The sequence below is a fragment of the Enterobacter sp. CFEC122 genome, assembly GCF_052983755.1.
In genome coordinates this window covers 1-19536 of sequence record NZ_JBRIQR010000027.1, presented here as the reverse complement: position 1 = coordinate 19536, position 19536 = coordinate 1, and the positions used below count along the sequence as shown (strand labels likewise).

The following is a 19536-nucleotide window of genomic DNA, read 5'->3' as shown; positions in this document are numbered from 1 at the left end:
GTGACTCCTTAAGAGGTAACGTCCCGCCATTCACCGTTTGCCAGCGTTTCCAGGGTGTAGTTGCCCATGGCGTAACGAATCAGGCGCAGGGTGGGGAAGCCGACGTGTGCGGTCATGCGCCGAACCTGGCGGTTGCGGCCTTCATAAAGGGTGATTTTAAGCCAGCTTGTCGGAATGGATTTGCGTTCGCGGATAGGCGGGTTACGCGGCCACAGCCACGCCGGTTCATTCACGCGTTCAATACCTGCCGGCAGGGTGGGACCGTCGTTGAGCGTGACGCCTTTGCGCAATTTTTCCAGCGTCTCATCATCCGGCTCGCCTTCTACCTGGACGAAGTAAATTTTGCCGGTGCGTTTCCCCGGCTGTGTGAGTTTCGCCTGTAAGGCGCCATCGTTGGTCAAGACCAGCAGGCCTTCGCTGTCGCGGTCCAGACGCCCGGCCGCGTAGACCCCCTGAACCGGGATATAGTCCTTAAGCGTGCTGCGCCCGGCTTCGTCGGTGAACTGCGGCAAAACATCGTAGGGTTTATTGAACAGAATCACCCGCTTTGGCTGGGTTTCTTGCGGTCGTCTGGCGGCTTGTCGCGAGCTGAATCGCTCAACCCGGTGTTTTGTAAAAGAAGTTTTCTTCATGGTATTTTCAGGCGTTATCAATTGCCGCATTATAGCCTAATAACGAAGACCTTTCATGGCGTCGGACAATCAGGTACTATCGAAGGGCTCATTACAATTTATTAACATAAGATCAGTAACAACCAGAAGCGCTCGAAGGAGAGGTTAATGGAAAGCAAAGTAGTTGTTCCGGCGGAAGGTAAAAAGATCACCCTGCAAAACGGCAAGATTATCGTTCCTCACAATCCGATCATTCCATTCATCGAAGGTGATGGTATCGGTGTAGACGTTACCCCGGCAATGCTGAAAGTGGTTGATGCCGCTGTTGAGAAAGCCTACAAAGGCGAGCGTAAAATTTCCTGGATGGAAATTTACACCGGTGAGAAATCGACGCAAGTTTATGGCCAAGACGTCTGGCTGCCAGCCGAAACGCTGGACCTGATCCGCGACTACCGCGTTGCTATCAAAGGCCCACTGACGACGCCAGTTGGCGGCGGCATCCGTTCCCTGAACGTGGCACTGCGTCAGGAGCTGGACCTGTACGTCTGTCTGCGTCCGGTTCGTTACTATCAGGGCACCCCAAGCCCGGTTAAGCACCCAGAACTGACCGACATGGTCATCTTCCGCGAAAACTCAGAAGACATCTACGCGGGTATCGAATGGAAAGCGGACTCTGCTGATGCAGAGAAAGTGATTAAATTCCTGCGCGAAGAGATGGGCGTGAAGAAAATTCGCTTCCCTGAGCATTGCGGTATCGGCATTAAGCCGTGCTCCGAAGAAGGGACCAAGCGTCTGGTGCGCGCGGCCATCGAATATGCGATCACCAACGACCGTGACTCTGTGACCCTGGTTCACAAAGGCAACATCATGAAGTTCACCGAAGGCGCGTTCAAAGACTGGGGCTACCAGTTGGCGAAAGAAGAGTTCGGCGGTGAGCTGATCGACGGCGGCCCATGGCAGAAGATCAAAAACCCGAACACCGGCAAAGAGATCATCATTAAAGATGTGATCGCCGATGCGTTCCTGCAGCAGATCCTGCTGCGTCCAGCGGAATACGACGTGATTGCCTGTATGAACCTGAACGGTGACTACATCTCTGACGCCCTGGCAGCTCAGGTTGGCGGTATCGGTATCGCCCCTGGCGCGAACATCGGTGACGAGTGCGCCCTGTTCGAAGCTACCCACGGTACTGCACCTAAATACGCAGGCCAGGACAAAGTGAACCCGGGCTCTATCATCCTGTCCGCAGAGATGATGCTGCGTCATATGGAATGGTTCGAAGCCGCAGACCTGATCGTTAAAGGTATGGAAGGCGCGATTAACGCGAAAACCGTAACTTACGATTTCGAACGTCTGATGGAAGGCGCTAAGCTGCTGAAATGCTCAGAGTTTGGCGACGCGATTATCGCAAACATGTAATCCAGACTCTAGGTTAAACAAGAACGGGAATCTGATGGTTCCCGTTTTTATTATTAGTTTTCGAACGGTTATCAAAATTTTATCAAAATAAATTATCAAAATGTCACGAACATAAAGGTATACTTGGACTGAAAAACAATGCCTACATAAGGACATGATATTATGGCTTGCAAAAAATGTGGTAAAAAAGAAACAATTAAGGCCCATCTCATCCCAAAGGTGTTTTGTAGAGAGATTCAGGTCGGAAAAATGCATGCCGCAGGTGTAATCAATAGTAATAAATTTACTCCAACGCAATCTGGTGTTTTTGATAAGCAAATTCTTTGTGCAAAATGCGATGGAGAGCTTGGTGAATTAGAAAATTACGCAGCGAAGACATTCAGAATAATCAGGACAAACTATGTAAATGATGCTGATGGTATTAAAAAAATCCCGTCTAGGGATCCTGATTTAATTTTTCGATTTGCTGCAGGAATACTATGGAAATATAGTATCGCTGCAGAGAATCTCGGCAAGATAGACTTAGAAGATTTCAGTGAAGATATAAAAAAATATGCTTACGGTGAAATAGCACGACCGTCATTTTTTGATGGCTTATTCACATGGTTAAGAATATATAAAGGTGTTTCGGATATTTTTGCATACCGAACTCCATTTCCTATAAAATTAGAAGGTGTAAATGCCTTTCGATTTTTATTAGGTGGGATGTTGTTTATTATAAAGGTTGATGCAAATCCTTTTAAACCCTCACCTTTGTCAGATACTTTTTTTAGTAACTCTTCTGAATTGAATTTTTCAATCGCACCCGCACAATTTTTTGAAGAATATACTGATGCAAAAAAACTAGCGTTTGAAGTCGGATCTCTTAGCAATTTCTTGGACAAACATGGTTGATAATTAAACAAGCAGGTTGCAGGTGACAAACCTGCTTGTTTTTTTAAATTATAATAGATGTCCAATTTTTACCTCTATTATCATTATAACGGTCTGTTTGTAATTGGCTCTTATGGCCCAATAGTTTTTGAGTGTTAATTCCTTGTATTTTATAAAGTCTTTCTGCCAAAGACCTTTGTTCATGGAAAGTAGCTGGTGTGCCATCCCCCCAATTTATTCCTGCTTTATCACGGGCCTTACTGAAATTCATTGTTATTGTGTTCGACTTTACCTGTGCACCTCTTTCTGCCATTGAGGTCGCTCGGAAGAAGTGGATTAGGTATGGACTCACTGCATAGTCACGGCAACGCGCAACTACATCCCTCAAACTCCAGTCAATCGCGTTAAGTCTGAGGGATAGCGGAATCGCTAGCTTGCTCCCCGTCTTCTCCTGTACGACATGAAGATGGTCATCCCAAATATCACTAAACTTCATGTTGGAAATATCCCCAAGGCGTTGACCAGTAACTAGCGCCAATAGCATTGCATTGCCCATGTATTGATGGCGGGCATCAGCTATCTCGAAAATCTTTTGCCATTCGTCGAGGTTTAGACGCTGTCGGGTAATCCGCCGGCGCGGCTGTTTTGTAGCAAGAGCTGGGTTATAACCCGGCGGTACCTCGCCAAAATGTTGAGCTTCCTTGAAAACATCGATTAAAACAGAGCGGATCACCTGGGCCATCCTCGGTTGACCTTCTGCAACATAGGACTCCAGTATCTGGGCAACATCCCGAACATCGACGGATGAAATCAATTTCATTCCTACGCTCTCACGAAGTAGGGCTACTGGTTTAGCCTTTTGCTTATGAGTGTTCGGCCTGATATCACCATTCTCCAGTCTTTCATCCTGAATTTTCCAATAGCGATCCAACCATGTATTCGTTGATATCGCTTTTCCTTTGCTGGAAGCGATCTTGTCACTTATTGCCAAAACCTGCCTGGTTCGCTGTTCAGCTAGTCGCGCATTAGCTTCTATTGCTATTGCTGTTGCTTCAGCCTCGTTAGTTCCGAGGCTGTGAAATTTACCAGTAACAGGATGCTTATAGCGCCAGTAGATTTTATTTACCTTCCGACTGTAGAGCGGATAAAGATTAGGTATCTTAACGTTGTTTTTACGTGGTCGGGCAGCCATCAGACAGTATCCTTTGAAGCATAGGTTTTGAAGCATAGGTGAATCAGATTTTTTTATAACGGGCTGGGTTAAATTACCTGTAATCTCGGCATCTTCTCTTACCCGCCAGTATCTTCCTTCTTTGGTGGCCGGGGGAGTGAACATACTCTCTTTAGCGTATCGGCGTAAAGTATTCAAACTTGGAGGATTACTCCGGTATTTTTCCGCAGCCCATTCTTCTAAAGTCAGCATTTGAAGCATGTGATTTACCTCATAATGGCCCATATCAGGGCCATTTTCTGAAATTAAAAAATCAGTGTTCAGTCAGACGCTGCCAGATTGCTGACACGTATTTGACCTGATGAAGAGCATCCGAAATAGCCTTGTGAGGTTCTCCATCAAATGGGATCTCATAGCGAGGCTCGCAGCCAACGGCTTTACCCAACTCGACAACAGTTCTTACATCCCGGTTATTCCAGAATTTCCATGGGCAGGGGATCCCCGTACGGTCATAAGATGCCTCAAGCAGGACATTGTCATAAGTGGCACCATTCCCCCAGACCTTCACAGAATCAGGGCCGTTAGCCGCATGCTCGGTTATAAACTCATTTAGCTGTAGTAGGGCATCATCGAGCGGAATTGCATCATCCATCACTAACTCAGAACGAGCTTCAGGCGAAGCTTTGAGCCAGAAGATTATGGTAGAGGCATCCGGAACCCCGCCGCTGGCCATGGCAGATTCCAGGCTAATCACTTTGTAAAATTCCGAGCCGGTATTACCTGTTGATGGATCAAAAAACACGGCCCCGATAGATACGACTGGTGAGTCAGCCTTTTTACCAAAAGCTTCAATGTCGACCATAAGGTGTGTATAGAGCATTTCTGGCTCGGCATGATTATGATGACCGGAATCACTATTTATGGCAGTTGTGCTGCTATAAGTTCCAGTAGAGCTTGCGCTTGAGATAGTTTCTTCCGTGCCTTCTGATAACGCAGCACCGTCCGGGATTTCATCATTGCCAGTTTCTTCCATCTGCACATTATCAACGTACTCCGCCGCGGTATTTAGTTGGTCGATTACAGCGTTGCTGGTGGTCAGCCCTTCAATAGAAAAAAGACCATTACCAACTTTTTCGAGAACCGGCTGCGTGCCGCCGTCGACTTGTGCCCCTTCATTCTGGCCGCCACTTTCAAAAGCAGAATCAGTCACTACCTCGTTTGTCCAGCTCACCTCAGGGTTATGGCGCGCAGCTGCAAGAGTTTCGTCTGATGGAGCAGAATGATCGCTTTCAGTCAGGTTCGCGTTAATGAATCCGCTGAGACGTGCCGGATACAGGTAATGCTCTGGGTGAGCGCTGCGGATAAGTGCAAAGATAGCTGCACGCGAGTAGTCCAAAACCCCCGGAGTTGCGCGAAGAGCTCTAGACCATTCTTTGAATGGACTTTCTTTTTTACTAACGATCTCTTTTGCCCGACGGAAAACACCACCCGGGATATCATAAATGTTGAAATCCATTGGTAACGTGGCCAGCGCAATCTCTAAATCGAGAGTGTCGAGATCATGTTTAAGGTCAGGGTTTCTGTCGGTCTTGTTGCCTCCGCCAGCATTCGTACCGCTTTCAGTACGCTGTATTTCTGCAATGCGATTGCCTTTGGCCCATTCTTTTACCAGCAGGCCGCGGTCTATGTAATCAGTCGCCGCCCAGATTCTGGTGAATCGGAGAACCAAAGCGAGTTCGTGACGCTTTTCCTGGCTGAACACTTTGCGAATGGCGTCGGTATAGCGCCACAGGTCTTTGGTGTCGTAACCCTTAACCTGTTCGCAGTTTTCTGCCGCCAGCAGCAGGTTCTGGACATAGCTATTGTCAGTGTCCATCTCCAGCGCGCTGATACCTTCGTATTCATCGCGTGTAATGTGGTGGCGCAGTTCGTCGGAGGTGAACTGGGCGAGTAGATGCTTGCGAAAGGGCATGCGAACGACTGGATAACGTGTGGTCTCGTCATCATTCTCGTCAATCTGGATACCGTTATCAGGTTCAAGACCCTGATCTGCTATAACGCCGGTGTCGCTGGTGCTTTCAGATTTCACATGGGTAAATTTGCCGCTGCGCCAGGCTTCCACTAATTGGTTGCGATCGCTGGCATCTGCTTTAGCCCAGTCAGCCATGAATGCAGCGATATTTTCAGTTTCGTGCGCTTCATCTGGCGCGAATACCAGCTTAATCGCCTGAACAAGTTTCCACTCAGCGTTCAGGCTGAGTTCGGCAACTTCAGGGATGTCGCTCTTCGCCAGCAGCAGGTTCTTAAGATAGGTATTGCCTTCATCCAGTGACATTTCGCTGGCAGCCAACTGCTGCTCTTTTGTGATGTGTGATTGATACTTGTCGCTGGTCAGGTGCACGGCAAAACGTACTGCTGGAGTGCGGTTTTCAAGCGGGACACTCTCGACGATGGTTTCAACTGTAGTGGTCGCTTCCGGAGCGGCAGTGTTGTTGTCCACGGCTCCAGTAGACTCTGCACCAGCCTTTGGCAGCCAGGTGCGTCCATCGTCCTGGAGTTCGTAGCGTTTGCACCAGGTGTAATCCACTGTGCATTCTTCCGGTAGGTCGTTGTAAACAGGGAAATCGGTACGGACAGGCTTGCTATAATCCTTGCCCCGGCCGGTTTCAATGCCAGCATCTTCCAGCCCTACATCCAGCTGCAAATTGGCTCGTGCTTCTGATTTAGCCGTGAACCAGATAACGGCATCTTCTTTGCCGGATTTTTGTGTTGCCTTGATTAAATGAAAGAATTCCATATCGGGTCCTTAATTTTGGTTGTAAGATACCCGCAGCTAGTGATTGCCGCCTTGGGTAGTGGTCATTGGTCAAAACTCGATTCCGGAAAGCTTTGGTCGGCTGACCGGGTACTTAACCCGCCTTGCGCGGGTTTTGTGCTTTTAGGGGCTGGTAACAGCCATTGGTCATAACTCGCTTAAAACTTGAAAGCAGGCTGTTGCTCTCCAGCCGGTTTATATGGGTAACACACTCCTTTAATGTGCTGCTCTTTAGCTGCTGCATCACAGCCAGATTCGGTTTTGTATACACCGAGCATGATGTCTGAGGATTCCCCGGTGAGGGCACAGACGGTAACGATTAGGGCAAAGAACGAGCCCATGCCTTTAACTCTGGGTTGCCTTTTTGCGCCAGTAAGTAGCAAAGCTTGCGGACCAGAACTTCAAACAGATTTAAGCGAACGGCTTGGCAGCCAGCTTTTTTGCGTGCGAAATCGATCATGGTTATCTCCATTTTGTTATGCCTGTCTTTTATCCACGTCAGGCTCGGTGGATCCTGCTATTCCCCAACAACAAGGATTCAGTTAATCTGGATATCCCTAATGGCAATGTGCTTAAAACCATGATTTCTGAAATTTCGGCCTCATTATCAGCGCTAAAAACCTCTCTTGACCTACTTGGTGTGATCAAAGATGCAAGGGATGAATCAGAAGTACAAAAGGCGACTTATGAGTTACAGCGCCAATTAATGGATCTTCAGATTGAAAATCTGCGGCTTGCTCAGTTGCTGTCTACGCAGCACGAAGACATAACATCGCTTAAGCGCAAATTGAGCGAAGCTAATAAAGAAAAGCGAAATTTTGAAAGCTATACGGAATACAAAACTGGAGCGGGGCATTTTATTTATGCTGTCCGGGATAGCCTCAACGATGGCGGCACAGGCGAACCCTACGCCTGTCCACACTGTTATCATCAAGGAAAAATATCTTTCCTTCAGGCGATTTATACAAGTAAAAACAGTATCTTTCATAAAGTTCAATGCCCTTCATGCAGTAATCAATTTCGGACGGAATTGAATCAGGAACATGAAACAAACCGGTCTATGAGTGAGCTTGGTAGAGCACTTGGTGGCGGTTCCTTTAGCTAACCAGCCACATAGAGATATCCAGATTTTTAAAGAGCAAGGCGTCCTGATGGGCGCTTTTTTTCTGCCTTTAACGCCAGGCTGGCGGAACGGTAAACCTGCTGCGCGATTGTCTTGCCATCTCATCCGGTGTTTCGTATGCCGCCGGCAGCTACTTCATGGGCGTCCTGCCTTGATGACTGATTTTCTAAATTCAGATTACAAATAAATATGTCAAAGTTCAACATTTAATTGATATATATAATTGCAATGATGATTTTTGAAGGGGGTAGAGGAGATGCCAGGGTCAAAAAAAGGCCGCTAAATGCGGCCCTTAGAGTGTTCTTTATCAGTCTTTGGTTGGAGCGGGCTCAATCTTCCTTTTGCTGAGAAATTCAGCCATAAATTTATCGAGCTCTTCGAGGCGGTCGCTGGCCAGCTGTATGAACCTGGTTTGTTCAACTTCAGGTAACTGATCAAAAACTTCCAACAACGCAGCTTGTTTCTCGTTCAGTACCGTTTTGCTTTCGCTGGTTGCCTTAAGATGCGCCTCTTCTTCATCAGATAAAAAGAACCAATACAGTGGTTTACCTAATGCTTCCGGGAATAAAGCCAACTTTTCCTTGCGAGGAAAATTACCTGTATTGCACCAGTTACTAACCGTTTGTGAGTTTACCCCCACTCTGCGGCCCAGCTCAGATTGAGATATCCCGGCTTCATCAAGAGCTCGTAACAGTCTTTCTTCGAAGTTCATGTTCGTATCCAAATCAAACCCATAAGCAAGCATACAAACTTTCTTATCAGATGTGATTGATTAAGTTTCTTGACATTGACAAATTATTTATCAATCATGTGATTCATAAATTGGGAGGAAGCATGAAAGAACACATTCAACAAAAAATTATTTCGCTGTGTGGCAGCCAAACAGAACTGGCTCGCCGCTTAGGTAAAAACTCGCAGACTGTATCTGTCTGGTTCCGTACTCAGGTAGCAAGCACAGAAGTTTTAAACGCATGCAGAGCTTTGGATTGGGAAGTCACCCCGCATGAATTACGTCCAGACCTCTATCCCAACGCAACAGATGGATTACCTCAGAAGGAGGCTTAATCATGCAGTCAGCTACATATCAACATCATAACCAACGCCTGGCCGGACCGCTGAAAACACAAAATCAATTTATGGCGCATCGGCGAGATAGCTTTAAGCACCGTTCAATACAGGTTGCAGTTCGGGAGTGGGAATCCACTTTGCCCGGCCAGGCGCAGGAGAAAATCGCTCAGATGGTGGCTGAGCAGTGGGCGAAGGAAGGGGGCCGCGGTATCGCGGTCAACAAGCAGAATTTATTCCGGTATCTGAAAAACGAAGGTGGTTCGGAAAAATACACCGCATACATCATGCAACTGTCGGGGGCAATCGTCGCCGCTATGCCCATTGAGATCGCCAGAAAGCATGGACTCAGTAACGCCAGAACGGAAGCCGAGCTGGTGGCGAGCGCTATCAAAGAATGCAGTGAGGCGCATCAGGCGAAGTTGCTGGGCGCACCGCTGCAAAAGCTTGAAAAAGAAATCCGCGAGGCGGCAATCGCATTATTCAACATGTTACCTGCTGACGCGGCGGGACCACTACTGGCGAGTATCAGCGCCGTAGCGCCGCAATTTTTTTAATCGAGTTGTGACCAATGAATTCTACCCGGAGGCTTCATGAGCATTGATGCAATGCGGTGGGCCAAGAAAGTTAAGACCGGAAAATCCTCCAGTAAGGCGATCCTGACCTGGCTGGCTGATATGTGCGGCGCTGACTTGTGCGCTTACCCGTCCGTCGCTGCGCTTGCAGAGGCTACTGAGATGGACAGAAAGACGGTGCTTGCAGGCTTGCAGCATCTGCAGGAAATCGGCTTGGTTGTCGATACAGGTGAACGGCGCGGCAGGACAAAGCAAATTCCTGTGTACAAGCTGGTCGGTGTTGAGGAAAGCATCCCCGATGCCGAACAGACCCAAAACCGGAACTCTTTAAAGGCTCCCAAAAACGGGACGGTTAATTTGAACCGTACCGAAAACGGAACTGTTAATACAAACAGTGCCATTAACGGGACTATTTCAGGCGATAAGGGTACCAAAAACGGGATTGTTAACAGTTCATATTTTAACCAAAGAGTACCGTTTTTCCCTTTAAACAGTCCCAAAAACGGGACACGGAATCTACCAAGGAACCATAAAGATCTAAACCCCACACATAGAGAACTGGTCGAACCTGTTATTCCTGATTATCCGGATCAGCCAGGTATCGGAATTGGGCAACAGCAGCCATTCGGCAAATTCCGGATGTTTAAAAACTGGAATCCAACAGCCGACTTTGCACGACAGGCAAACCTGTGGGGCATGCCGATCAAGGCGGGCATAAATATTGAAGCCGAGCTCAGCAGTTTCATCGCTTACTGGCAAGCCGAAGGGAAAGTGTTTCATCAAATTCAGTGGGAGCAGAAGTTCGCTCGCCACCTGGATCGCGCAAAGGTTCTGAAAGCACCACAAACGGGAGGTACCGAGAATGCATCAGTTCGACCACAGCCAGCAGCATCCCGAGCTGTCCAGCAAATACAGTCAGCACACGCAGAGTGGCGACGCCGGAACGGACTTGATGGCGACGGAGACAGCGTGGCGCTTATGGCATGTGATGGGGGAAATCTTCTCGAACCGCTGGACGCAGAAGAATGGGGCAGAACCCACGGCCCTTTGGATAGCTCAGATAGGTTCGATGACTGAGGCACAGATCAAACTGGTTTGTCAGCAATGCATGGACCGTTGCGCAGTAGGTAATACATGGCCCCCGGATCTTGCTGAGTTCGTTTCGCTGGTTTCAGAGAGTGGTGCCAATCCGTTTGGGCTGACATCTGACCGCGTGATGAGTGAATACAGTCGCTGGCGTAACGAGTCGTATCGTTTTTCGGGTAGTGACAAATATCCGTGGCCGCAGCCGGTGCTGTATCACATCTGCATCGAAATGCGCAGAACTGGTGTTGAGCGTCAGATGACCGAGGGGGAACTTAAAAAACTGGCAGAGAAGTTATTAACCAAATGGACGAAGAACGTAAGCAACGGGCTTTCGGTTCCTCCAATCCGTCGCCAGCTAGCTGCACCGCAGCATCCGGCAGGGCCAACTCCGGCACAGCTGCTGATGGAAGAGTACCAACGCCGTAAAGCGGCAGGTTTAACCAACTAATCGAGTATTGACCAATGACCAAAGCATTAACACAAAAACAGCAGGTAGCAGTGTTTGTGCGCTACCAACCGAACTGCGCCGTAGGCGATGTTGCAGAGGCACTGGATATGTCAGGTGCAACAGCTGGCAAATTGCTTCGTGACTTAAGCGACCAAGGAGTGATCGTTCGTTCCCGGAATAGTGTTCAGTACACATACGAGGCGGTACCACACGCGGATATTCCGGATGTAATCCTTCCGTGTATGGCGGAAAAAAGCGATCCAGTCAGGATGCAGGCCGCAGAGGAGAAAGCGAAGGCGCTTGAGGCAAAAGGCCTATGGCGAAGAGCAGCTGCGGTGTATTCAGAAATGTTTGGCATAGCTGGTAGTGCTGTTGAGGTTGCCCGTATCGCCAAGCGTCGTAAAGACTGCCTGCACATGGCGGGGAGGGCGTAACCGATGCCAAGACCAAAAACACAGAGTGAGCGCGCTCAAATCATTAGCAGGATCACTGAGTTAGTGAAAGAGCGTGGTCGTATCACGACGAAAGAAGTTGCTTCAATGTTCGATCTGCATCGCACCACCGCAGAGAAATACATACGAATAGTCCTTGCACGGGGCGAACTGATTCGATACGGTCGTTGCGGCATTTTCCGTGACCAACGCACAATAATCGATTTCGATCTGAAACGCTTTTCACATACCAGATAGTAATGTGAACGTAAAAGAAAATGCCGCTTAACCGCGGCATCTGTATGCTCATGAAGGTCCGCTTTGAGCGAGAAGCGGAAGCTCTCAGTAATGGAACAACGGTGAATTTTTGCATTAGATAGTTCATATTGATTGGAAATGGGTCTCTTCCTCTAAGCAAATCAAATTAACAAAGGCTAAAAATGGCAAAGCTCGAAGAATTAAAAAAAATTTATCCCGGTGCACTGACATGGCAATTTGGCGACAGCCCAGAACTTGCTGACGAACTCGTACAACTGGTTTTGAGTGGGAGTAAAACAGCGACATGCTCTTCGATAGTTTCTTTTCAGCATGAGTATGAACGAGGCGAAGCTCCCTGCGTTGGAAGTTATAATATCATTCTTAACGGAGCCGGACAGCCAATGTGCGTGATTAGAACTCTCAGGATGCAAGTCATCCGCTTCAGTGAAATGACGAGTGAACTCGCCAGTAAGGAAGGTGAAGGCGATTTAAGTCTGGAGTATTGGAATGAAGGTCATAAGCGTTATTTTGAACGTGAAGGCACTTTTTCTGAAGAAATGGAACTTATCTTTGAGGAATTTGAACTTACAGAGATTTTGTAACTGTCTGCTCCTGGCACAGAACGGACTGGCTAACTGGGCATGGGCCCACTGTGAGAGAGGAGATGACACCCTGTTTCACAAAAAGTACCATTGTTCTACAAGCAGCTTTCATAATGAGGTTATATGAAAATAAGAAGGTTCCGTAATGGGGATGAAATCTCATTATTTAACGTGTTTTATTCTTCTGTACATACCATCGCATCAGACTACTACACACATGAACAAATTGATGCTTGGGCCCCGGCAGAAATCGACCAGGAACAATGGGCCAATCACATGAGGAAACTATCCCCTATTGTTGTAGAGGTTGATGGCGAAATAGCTGGATATGCAGATCTCCAACCAAATGGGTACATTGACCATTTTTATGTCTCAGGAACCTATTCAGGACAGGGGGTAGGGACATTACTAATGAATTGTATTCATGAGGAAGCGAGGCAACATGGAACTAGAGAGCTTACCTCAAATGTAAGTAAGGCTGCGGAAGCGTTCTTTCTACGACACGGCTTTCATGTAGTGGAGAGAGGTTTTCCTATTTGCCGTGGAATTACATTAGAAAATGCACTGATGCGAAAATATTTGGCAAAATAATAAATAACCTGCAGCAGACAGCATTCTATGCCCGGTTGAACTCAACAAATCAGTACAATGAATGTCCGCTCCTTGCACACAGGGGGCTTATATGGCTCAGCCAAAAAGTTACATCCTGTGATAAGCACTTAAAACATAATTTAAATCGTTGATTTAAATTCTTTTTTTAGTAAGGCATAAACAAATGTATTGTCATATTTTTCCTCGCCTTCATCCGTAATAAATGAAACAAACTCTTTAAAGCAACCCTCCTGTCGCATCCCAAGGCGGGAACACAATCTTTGTGAGGACAGGTTGTAGTCTTCAACGTATGCGTAGAGACGTCTTGCCTGTTTCACGTTAAACAAATATTTAAACAGGGTCCCTACTGATTCTGTGGCGTACCCGTATCCTTCATAACGTTGATTAAAATGCCAACCTACGGACCACGTATTAGCATCTGGTTCGCCACTATTTTCTGCAAACAGATGGCCAATCACGAGGTCGGTTTCTTTGAGGCAAACAGCAAATTGGCTTGGATCATTTGCTCTTCTGCATACTTCGTCTACGGCATCCTCAACTGAGTTGAGCGTTTCGTCCTGAAAACAGGGAGTACGTGGCGAAGACAGATAATCCAGAAGTGCTAAAGCATCACTCTCTTTAAATGAACGAAGAATGAGTCTGGGTGAAGTGGCTATTGTCATGGCTTGTCGATTCCATTAAAGATTAGTTATATGGTGCTGATTTAATGAAGAATTTATTGGGTGAATTATACTTGCTTCGACATTAACGCCCACTGTCCTGTTTGTAAACAACATAATCAAACTTTAACAATTCGTGCTGTTAAGGCGTTGATCAAACCCCTCCATAAGTGTACTGTATATACATACAGCTCTTGCGGTGGAGGCGCTTATGAAAGTTGAATTAACCATTGATCGTACTAAAGAACTTCCAGAGGGTGCAGTCCCGGCACTTGAGAGAGAATTTTTAAAACGACTCCAGAGTCAGTTCGATGAGTGCTGTCTGATTGTGCGTCGCGCAGGTTCCGATGGGTTAAGTGTTTACGGTGGCGAAAAAGAAGCTAAAAAGACGGTTGAGGAAATCCTCCAGCAGACCTGGGAAAGTGCAGACGACTGGTTTTATTGAAACAGCATGCAGAAATTTTCCAGTTTGGAGGGGAGATTGGTGGAACAAAAAGAAGAATTACCTAACAAGGGCTATGCGGTCATCAGATGCAACGATGGGGTTATCGTTGCGCGACTGCACTCATTTCCTGATAGTGGTCGCGCGCTCATGTACAGACGTGGGGATGAAGTATCATTTATGCCGTTACAGGATGATGAGATAGTAGGAACACCGACACTCTTTACGCAAATGCTTGAACGGGCTGGTTATCGCGTTTCCAGGAATTCTGTTACACTCCCGTCATAGGCCTGAACACCCTATACCTGCTGCGCCACTGGAGAGAAACCATGGCGCAAACACCAAACCCGAATAAATCCCTACTGACCCCTCAACGGGCCAGCATTTTTCTTTTGATGTCACTCCTGCAGGAGGCGGCATGAAGAAAAGCTGGTTCACTCACACCGGGCTGACAACCGAAGAAGCCAATGAACTGGTGGCTCGCTACAAGTCTAAAGGCGTCCCCGTCGAGAAAAGCCTCGATATTGACCCTCGTCTTTGGATAGTCAGCGCATTACTACCTCAGCAAAAATCCTCAGCTAAGACAGCGCAAAGTATGCGTTCCCGGGCATGGGGGTGATCGTGACAGTCTACAACATCCTCCCGATGGGTAAGCCACGCATGACGCTTGCAGACAAATGGAAAAAGCGCCCTGAAGTTATGCGTTACCGGGCCTTTTGCGATCACGTCCGGCTGCTGGGCATTTACATGCCAGAGTCAAATTCACACGTTACCTTCGTTCTTCCGATGCCTAATAGCTGGAGCAAAAAGAAGCGCGCAGAGATGAACGGGCAGCCCCATCAGGGTAAACCCGATCTTGATAACCTGATGAAGTCTTTGATGGATGCGCTCTTCGAAGACGACACGCATATATGGGATTCAAGGATAACAAAGCTCTGGGGCGAGAACGGGCAGATCATTATCAGGGAGAGCGAGTGATGCGTGCGCTTCTTCAACCTGTGATTGCACGGGAGCTGGGTGTCGTACTTTTGAAGCCAGAAAGAGAGCTGATGGAGTTGTTCACCGCAGGTAGAGTATTAATCGAGCGCCAGCCAGAAAGTATGGCTGGATATCAAACTGGTCGCGTTTCGGACGTGCGGCAGCCACTGGCTGAAAACGAGCAGCTGCGAAGCTTCTTTCTGAATGAAAAGGTCCTGACTGCAGCTGGTGGTATAAGTGGGCTTGATTACTGGTTGCTAAAGCACGGCGCCGGAAATTGCCAGTTCGCTCACAGTGAATACCACTATCACGAACTAACCATTATGCACCATGAGCCTGGCTCCATCCTGCTTTGTGGCTATTGTGATAACCACTTGCGAGAGCAGCGTACCGAAGCACTGGCAGAGCTGGCACGCAGAAATGTAATTGCCTTTGTTCTGGATTCGGTTCGTATTTCACTCGCTATCGACAAAAGCCGCGAGATTTCCCTCGCTGAACTCTGCTGGTGGGCAGTTCGTAAAGGGGTTACGGATGCACTTCCAGAATCCTGCGTTCGTGAAGCGCTTCGTTTACCTCAAGAAAGCAGGATTGGTCGTGAAAGCGATATTACGCCTTCAGTATCGGCCACCAGCATCCTCGGGGAATTAGTTTCATCCGCTGACCTGCCTGATGCGCTGACCGAACCTCTGGTGGGGGTGATGGAGGATCCGGCGCCGCCTCAGTCTTTCATGCGTCGACCAAAGCGTCTTCGCTGGGAAAGTCGCGATTATCTGAATTGGGTGAAAACACAGCCCTGTGAATGCTGCCAGCAGCAATCAGACGACCCACATCACTTAATCGGATGGGGGCAGGGTGGCATGGCGACAAAAGCGCATGACATCTTCTCCATACCACTTTGCCGAAAGCATCACACCGAACTGCATAACGACCGACTGGCATTCGAGCGCAAATATGGCTCGCAGCTGGAAATGATCATTAGAGTGCTGGACCGGGCCTACGCGCTCGGCGTTCTGGCGTAAGGAGCGAACAGGATGACACCACGTCAACGCCGTAATCATATTGAAGCGCTGGGTAAAGCAGCGAGTGCGCCGCGTAAAAGCTGGCTGGGTAAAAGCATGCTTCTTACAGGTATTCAGTCGGCATGGATTAAATCATTGCTGACAACATGGGGCGAGGGGGTAAGCGGTGGAACAGCCCCACGATTGCCTCGCGCTCATGCATGCTGGGATGTTCTTAAGGGCGGGCGATGGTCGGATAAGGCATTGTCTCGCTTTACAGCTGCACTGGAACAAGCTCGAGCAGAGGGATTCAGAGGGCCGCAGGCGTTAAATCGTGCTCACGCAATTTTGTGGCCACAGCCCGCCACCAGCATCATTGATAAAGCTATGCACGATGATGACGTTGATTTTGTCGAGCAGTCAGTGCTGCAGGCGCTTGATGTAAATGACCCGGTTTATATCGTCGGTCTGCAGTATTACACCACACGCAAAAAAATCTCAGACATTACGAGGGAACTACAGTCTATCGCACCGTGGCTAACGGACTGGGAGGCCAGAAAACGAGTTCGCTGGTGCCTGGAGATATTCAGGGCGAAGGTCTTTTTATCTACGCGGAAGCTCCTGGCTGAGCAGAGCTGAATGATTGGGTTTTAACTTTTCGTGCTCTAATTCTATTTATATATTGAAAACGAGCCAGGAATTTAGATAATTTATTCATGCTTGGCAGAGCTGCGCCGCGATGGCAGCGAACTTAAGCGACAATTTGAATATAACGAAAGCCCCGCCGGTCGGGGCTTTTGTTTTACGGCGATACGACAGGGGTATTCGCGAAGGTGCATTCCACCAGTACCCCTGTCATATCGCCGAACTCACCAGACATATTCGACGTAAAAAAAATTTTAAGGGCCCGGTGTTGCAAGCTATGGTTTATCCCTTGTGTTGACAGTTTGTTGATCCAGTTTGAATTAAACTGCGTACAATAAATGTACAGGGAGAATGTATTGTTAAAGATACTCAAAACGCTGGCGTTGGTAATCTGTTTTGTGGTTAGCTGTGCAATGTACTTTCATCTCTATGTAGTGATGAATAAGGATTGTATTGGGAATACCACAGAAGAGGTGACCTATGGGCGTCTGGATGATTGCCCTGATACTGATTGCCAGCCTTATAGCTGGAGTTGTTATTTACATTGATGTTATCTCGGATTTCATTATCGATGCCAATTTCCTTCATCTCCCATAGATGTTTTTGCGTGAGCGCTGCTTTTCGCAAAATTGCTGTGTGAAAATACTGACCCTTGGGTTCAGCGCTCATCCAAAAGCATCTCGTCAAAATCCAACTAACCGGGGTGGTTTGTTGGATGAGGTGCCTCAAATTCAAATAGCCTCGCTTCGGCGAGGTTTTTTCATTTGTAAGACCTCCATCAGGTGGCGATGTCTAATACCATTGACCGAAGGAATAAGTTCAGCGTAATTTATTTCTGTGGTGAATCCTTTCTAAGCGAAAGGGCGTTCCAGTCGACTGCTATCTGCAGGTATGCGCGCGGCTTTGCTGACTGGGGTAGAGTCACCGGGAGGCACCCGGCACCATGACAACAATAATACAAGCTTCAAATTCCTTGAGAGCCTGCTATAAAAAGCAGGCCTTTTTTTATGGTTTTGCAAACTGCTGCTACTCTTTGAGTTGTGGGAAGTAACTGAATGCCCTGTGGTTCTCCTGGACCGATAGTGAATCAGCCGATACAGCTTCACTCCTGAGCATAGGCCTTACTCACACCTACCTTACAAATAGTCAACTCATTAGCCCGCCTTCAAAAGCGGGCTTTTTTTATTCTCACGACAGCACCCGCATAGAGCGAGGTGAGAGCATGTATCGAATGGACAAAATAACTACTGGCATTTCCTACGGCGCATCGGGAGGTAGTGCCATTTACTGGTTTAGAAGACTTCTTGACGGTTACTCCCCAGAGCAGTGGGCGGCTATAGGTGTGATCGGTAGTTTACTGTTCGGCTTGCTCACCTTTCTCACCAACCTCTATTTCCAAATCAAAGCAGACCGTCGAAGAGCTGCGCGAGGTGAATGATGTCTAATAAATCAAAACTCAGCGCAGCAGTTCTGGCACTAATCGCATCAGGTGCATCTGCTCCACTCATTTTTGACCAGTTCATCAGCGAGAAAGAAGGCAATGTGCTGGTGGCCGTTGTTGATCCGGGTGGGGTCTGGTCTTTATGTCACGGCGTGACCGTCATCGATGGCAGGCGTGTTGTTAAAGGCATGACGGCCACTGAAGAACAATGTCGCAAGGTTAACGCTATTGAACGCGATAAGGCATTAGCCTGGGTTGATCGCAATATCAAAGTGCCTCTGACAGAGCCACAAAAGGTAGGCATTGCGTCCTTCTGCCCGTACAACATTGGTCCCGGGAAATGCTATCCATCGACATTCTACCATCGCATCAACGCTGGTGACCGTAAAGGGGCATGCGAAGCAATCCGCTGGTGGATTAAAGACGGTGGCCGTGATTGCCGACTAACCAAAGGCCAAAAGAACGGCTGTTACGGTCAGGTCGAGCGGCGCGTCCAGGAAAGCGCACTGGCATGCTGGGGGATAGATCAGTGAACCGCCTTACCGCCATTATCTCCGCGGTGTTGGTGTGCCTGATTGTCTGCCTTGGCTGGCTGGCAATGCACTACCACAACGCTGCCAGTCAGCAGCAGACGCGCGCAGAAACCGCAGAGCAGCAGATTAACGCCGCTGAGTCAGTGACCTCTAACGTCCTGACCAACATGACTATTTTCAACACCATCTCCGAGGTCAACCAGCATGCAAAAGAGCAGATCGCACTGGACGCATCGGGAGCATCGGCAGATATCAAGGTTGCTGTTGCGAACGATGATTGTGCTCGCCGCCCTGTTCCTGATGGCGCAGTTAAGCGGCTGCAGCAATACGCGGACGGTTTACATCAAGGTGCCGGTGGTGCCGCTTCCGGCAAACCTCACGGCTGAGACGCCTTACCCGGCTATCCTGGATCCGATGTCATGGGGGCAAAGTCTTGACCTGAATGTCAGCCTGCTTTCTGCGCTTGGGCAGTGTAACCGCGACAAGGCCGACATAAGGCAGGCTGAGAAAGCAAGAGCCAGCCAATAAAGGCACTTTAGTAGTTCTTCACTGAGTGGCTTAGATTTCTCATCCAATTTCGGCAATTTGTTGTGTAAATCGGGCCTCAGCCTCTTGGAGGGTAGAGCAAGTAATATTACCCTCAAATTTTAGTTTTGTCCCATCGCTACGAACCCAGATATTCGCAGCATCATGTTTGAGGATATCGCCGATCTCAAACGCAACATCCTCTGGTGCGCGTGCCGCAGAAAAA

General features: G+C 48.1%; 28 protein-coding genes. 20 read left to right on the top strand and 8 right to left on the bottom strand.

Translation table 11 applies throughout. From position 1 onward, the window contains the following. Positions 1–8: 8 nt before the first annotated feature. The gene (gene rluE / locus ACVCAM_RS17860) at positions 9–662 is read right to left on the bottom strand and encodes a 23S rRNA pseudouridine(2457) synthase RluE (RefSeq protein WP_039024695.1); all 654 of its coding nucleotides are present in this window, start codon (positions 660–662) and stop codon (positions 9–11) included. Positions 663–779: 117 nt separating this feature from the next. Here rluE and icd point away from each other — a divergent pair, with 117 nt between their 5' ends. Both icd and ACVCAM_RS17850 read left to right on the top strand, forming a co-directional pair. Next, on the top strand, positions 780–2030 hold the full coding sequence (icd, locus tag ACVCAM_RS17855) for an NADP-dependent isocitrate dehydrogenase (RefSeq protein ID WP_407223242.1): 1251 nt from the start codon (positions 780–782) through the stop codon (positions 2028–2030). Between the two features lie 162 nt (positions 2031–2192). After that, the gene (locus ACVCAM_RS17850) at positions 2193–2924 is read left to right on the top strand and encodes a hypothetical protein (RefSeq protein ID WP_407223243.1); all 732 of its coding nucleotides are present in this window, start codon (positions 2193–2195) and stop codon (positions 2922–2924) included. A 43-nt stretch (positions 2925–2967) separates the two neighbouring features. On the opposite strand, the gene ACVCAM_RS17845 is transcribed toward ACVCAM_RS17850, so the two are convergent. From ACVCAM_RS17845 to ACVCAM_RS17830, 4 genes are all read right to left on the bottom strand, one after another. Further along, the gene (locus ACVCAM_RS17845) at positions 2968–4335 is read right to left on the bottom strand and encodes a phage integrase Arm DNA-binding domain-containing protein (RefSeq protein WP_407223244.1); all 1368 of its coding nucleotides are present in this window, start codon (positions 4333–4335) and stop codon (positions 2968–2970) included. A 52-nt stretch (positions 4336–4387) separates the two neighbouring features. Next, complete coding sequence (locus ACVCAM_RS17840; protein WP_447093636.1) at positions 4388–6871, bottom strand: 3'-5' exoribonuclease domain-containing protein; 2484 nt, start codon at positions 6869–6871, stop codon at positions 4388–4390. A gap of 176 nt (positions 6872–7047) precedes the next feature. Continuing rightward, the gene (locus ACVCAM_RS17835; RefSeq protein WP_447093638.1) at positions 7048–7167 is read right to left on the bottom strand and encodes a DUF1482 family protein; all 120 of its coding nucleotides are present in this window, start codon (positions 7165–7167) and stop codon (positions 7048–7050) included. A 41-nt stretch (positions 7168–7208) separates the two neighbouring features. Beyond that, complete coding sequence (locus tag ACVCAM_RS17830) at positions 7209–7349, bottom strand: hypothetical protein (RefSeq protein ID WP_447093635.1); 141 nt, start codon at positions 7347–7349, stop codon at positions 7209–7211. A gap of 120 nt (positions 7350–7469) precedes the next feature. Here ACVCAM_RS17830 and ACVCAM_RS17825 point away from each other — a divergent pair, with 120 nt between their 5' ends. Continuing rightward, the gene (locus ACVCAM_RS17825; RefSeq protein WP_438369066.1) at positions 7470–7994 is read left to right on the top strand and encodes a hypothetical protein; all 525 of its coding nucleotides are present in this window, start codon (positions 7470–7472) and stop codon (positions 7992–7994) included. 325 nt (positions 7995–8319) lie between these two features. Here ACVCAM_RS17825 and ACVCAM_RS17820 read toward each other — a convergent pair whose 3' ends face one another. Further along, the gene (locus ACVCAM_RS17820) at positions 8320–8757 is read right to left on the bottom strand and encodes a helix-turn-helix domain-containing protein (RefSeq protein ID WP_080317437.1); all 438 of its coding nucleotides are present in this window, start codon (positions 8755–8757) and stop codon (positions 8320–8322) included. An 89-nt stretch (positions 8758–8846) separates the two neighbouring features. Between ACVCAM_RS17820 and ACVCAM_RS17815 the strand changes: the two genes are divergently transcribed. The 8 genes from ACVCAM_RS17815 to ACVCAM_RS17780 all read left to right on the top strand — a co-directional run bounded on the left by ACVCAM_RS17815 (position 8847) and on the right by ACVCAM_RS17780 (position 13068). Further along, positions 8847–9077 carry a transcriptional regulator gene (locus ACVCAM_RS17815; RefSeq protein WP_023292755.1) on the top strand — a complete coding sequence of 77 codons (231 nt, stop codon included), beginning with the start codon at positions 8847–8849 and terminating at the stop codon, positions 9075–9077. Positions 9078–9079: 2 nt separating this feature from the next. Then, entirely contained in the window at positions 9080–9634 is a 555-nt protein-coding gene (locus ACVCAM_RS17810; RefSeq protein ID WP_182278777.1) for a toxin YdaT family protein, read from the top strand. A gap of 36 nt (positions 9635–9670) precedes the next feature. Continuing rightward, a complete protein-coding gene (locus ACVCAM_RS17805; RefSeq protein WP_407222055.1) occupies positions 9671–10729 on the top strand; it encodes a DnaT-like ssDNA-binding domain-containing protein in 1059 nt (352 codons plus the stop codon). Then, positions 10641–11186, top strand: coding sequence for a replication protein P (locus ACVCAM_RS17800; protein WP_248211908.1), 546 nt, complete (start codon positions 10641–10643; stop codon positions 11184–11186). Before ACVCAM_RS17805 ends, ACVCAM_RS17800 begins: the two co-directional genes overlap by 89 nt. 14 nt (positions 11187–11200) lie before the next feature. After that, entirely contained in the window at positions 11201–11620 is a 420-nt protein-coding gene (locus tag ACVCAM_RS17795; protein WP_248211907.1) for a PerC family transcriptional regulator, read from the top strand. Positions 11621–11623: 3 nt separating this feature from the next. Beyond that, positions 11624–11875, top strand: coding sequence for a DUF977 family protein (locus ACVCAM_RS17790; protein ID WP_248211906.1), 252 nt, complete (start codon positions 11624–11626; stop codon positions 11873–11875). Between the two features lie 182 nt (positions 11876–12057). Then, positions 12058–12477, top strand: coding sequence for an ASCH domain-containing protein (locus ACVCAM_RS17785; protein WP_126303413.1), 420 nt, complete (start codon positions 12058–12060; stop codon positions 12475–12477). A 123-nt stretch (positions 12478–12600) separates the two neighbouring features. Then, entirely contained in the window at positions 12601–13068 is a 468-nt protein-coding gene (locus tag ACVCAM_RS17780) for a GNAT family N-acetyltransferase (RefSeq protein ID WP_447093634.1), read from the top strand. A 140-nt stretch (positions 13069–13208) separates the two neighbouring features. Here the strand turns inward: ACVCAM_RS17780 and ACVCAM_RS17775 are convergent, their stop codons facing one another. Next, a complete protein-coding gene (locus ACVCAM_RS17775; protein WP_248211904.1) occupies positions 13209–13751 on the bottom strand; it encodes a GNAT family N-acetyltransferase in 543 nt (180 codons plus the stop codon). A gap of 208 nt (positions 13752–13959) precedes the next feature. Between ACVCAM_RS17775 and ACVCAM_RS17770 the strand changes: the two genes are divergently transcribed. The 9 genes from ACVCAM_RS17770 to lysC all read left to right on the top strand — a co-directional run bounded on the left by ACVCAM_RS17770 (position 13960) and on the right by lysC (position 19313). After that, entirely contained in the window at positions 13960–14193 is a 234-nt protein-coding gene (locus ACVCAM_RS17770; RefSeq protein WP_232960494.1) for a DinI-like family protein, read from the top strand. A gap of 415 nt (positions 14194–14608) precedes the next feature. After that, positions 14609–14809 (top strand): hypothetical protein, encoded by a 201-nt coding sequence (locus ACVCAM_RS17765; protein ID WP_047174588.1) that lies wholly within the window; start codon positions 14609–14611, stop codon positions 14807–14809. Further along, positions 14800–15168, top strand: a complete 369-nt coding sequence (locus ACVCAM_RS17760) for a RusA family crossover junction endodeoxyribonuclease (RefSeq protein WP_447093633.1) — start codon at positions 14800–14802, stop codon at positions 15166–15168. The genes ACVCAM_RS17765 and ACVCAM_RS17760 overlap by 10 nt, the downstream gene beginning before the upstream one ends. Beyond that, complete coding sequence (locus tag ACVCAM_RS17755; protein WP_447093632.1) at positions 15168–16187, top strand: DUF968 domain-containing protein; 1020 nt, start codon at positions 15168–15170, stop codon at positions 16185–16187. Before ACVCAM_RS17760 ends, ACVCAM_RS17755 begins: the two co-directional genes overlap by 1 nt. Before the next feature lie 12 nt (positions 16188–16199). Further along, positions 16200–16805 carry a hypothetical protein gene (locus ACVCAM_RS17750; RefSeq protein ID WP_048962524.1) on the top strand — a complete coding sequence of 202 codons (606 nt, stop codon included), beginning with the start codon at positions 16200–16202 and terminating at the stop codon, positions 16803–16805. A 1228-nt stretch (positions 16806–18033) separates the two neighbouring features. Then, on the top strand, positions 18034–18249 hold the full coding sequence (locus tag ACVCAM_RS17745) for a class II holin family protein (RefSeq protein ID WP_023292747.1): 216 nt from the start codon (positions 18034–18036) through the stop codon (positions 18247–18249). Beyond that, on the top strand, positions 18249–18785 hold the full coding sequence (locus tag ACVCAM_RS17740) for a lysozyme (protein WP_074172825.1): 537 nt from the start codon (positions 18249–18251) through the stop codon (positions 18783–18785). The genes ACVCAM_RS17745 and ACVCAM_RS17740 overlap by 1 nt, the downstream gene beginning before the upstream one ends. Next, positions 18782–19171 carry a DUF2570 domain-containing protein gene (locus tag ACVCAM_RS17735; RefSeq protein ID WP_032637667.1) on the top strand — a complete coding sequence of 130 codons (390 nt, stop codon included), beginning with the start codon at positions 18782–18784 and terminating at the stop codon, positions 19169–19171. Before ACVCAM_RS17740 ends, ACVCAM_RS17735 begins: the two co-directional genes overlap by 4 nt. Then, complete coding sequence (lysC, locus tag ACVCAM_RS17730) at positions 19059–19313, top strand: Rz1-like lysis system protein LysC (protein ID WP_227010006.1); 255 nt, start codon at positions 19059–19061, stop codon at positions 19311–19313. Before ACVCAM_RS17735 ends, lysC begins: the two co-directional genes overlap by 113 nt. Before the next feature lie 39 nt (positions 19314–19352). Here lysC and ACVCAM_RS17725 read toward each other — a convergent pair. After that, on the bottom strand, positions 19353–19536 hold a 184-nt coding region (locus ACVCAM_RS17725), incomplete at its 5' end, for a hypothetical protein (RefSeq protein ID WP_447093631.1).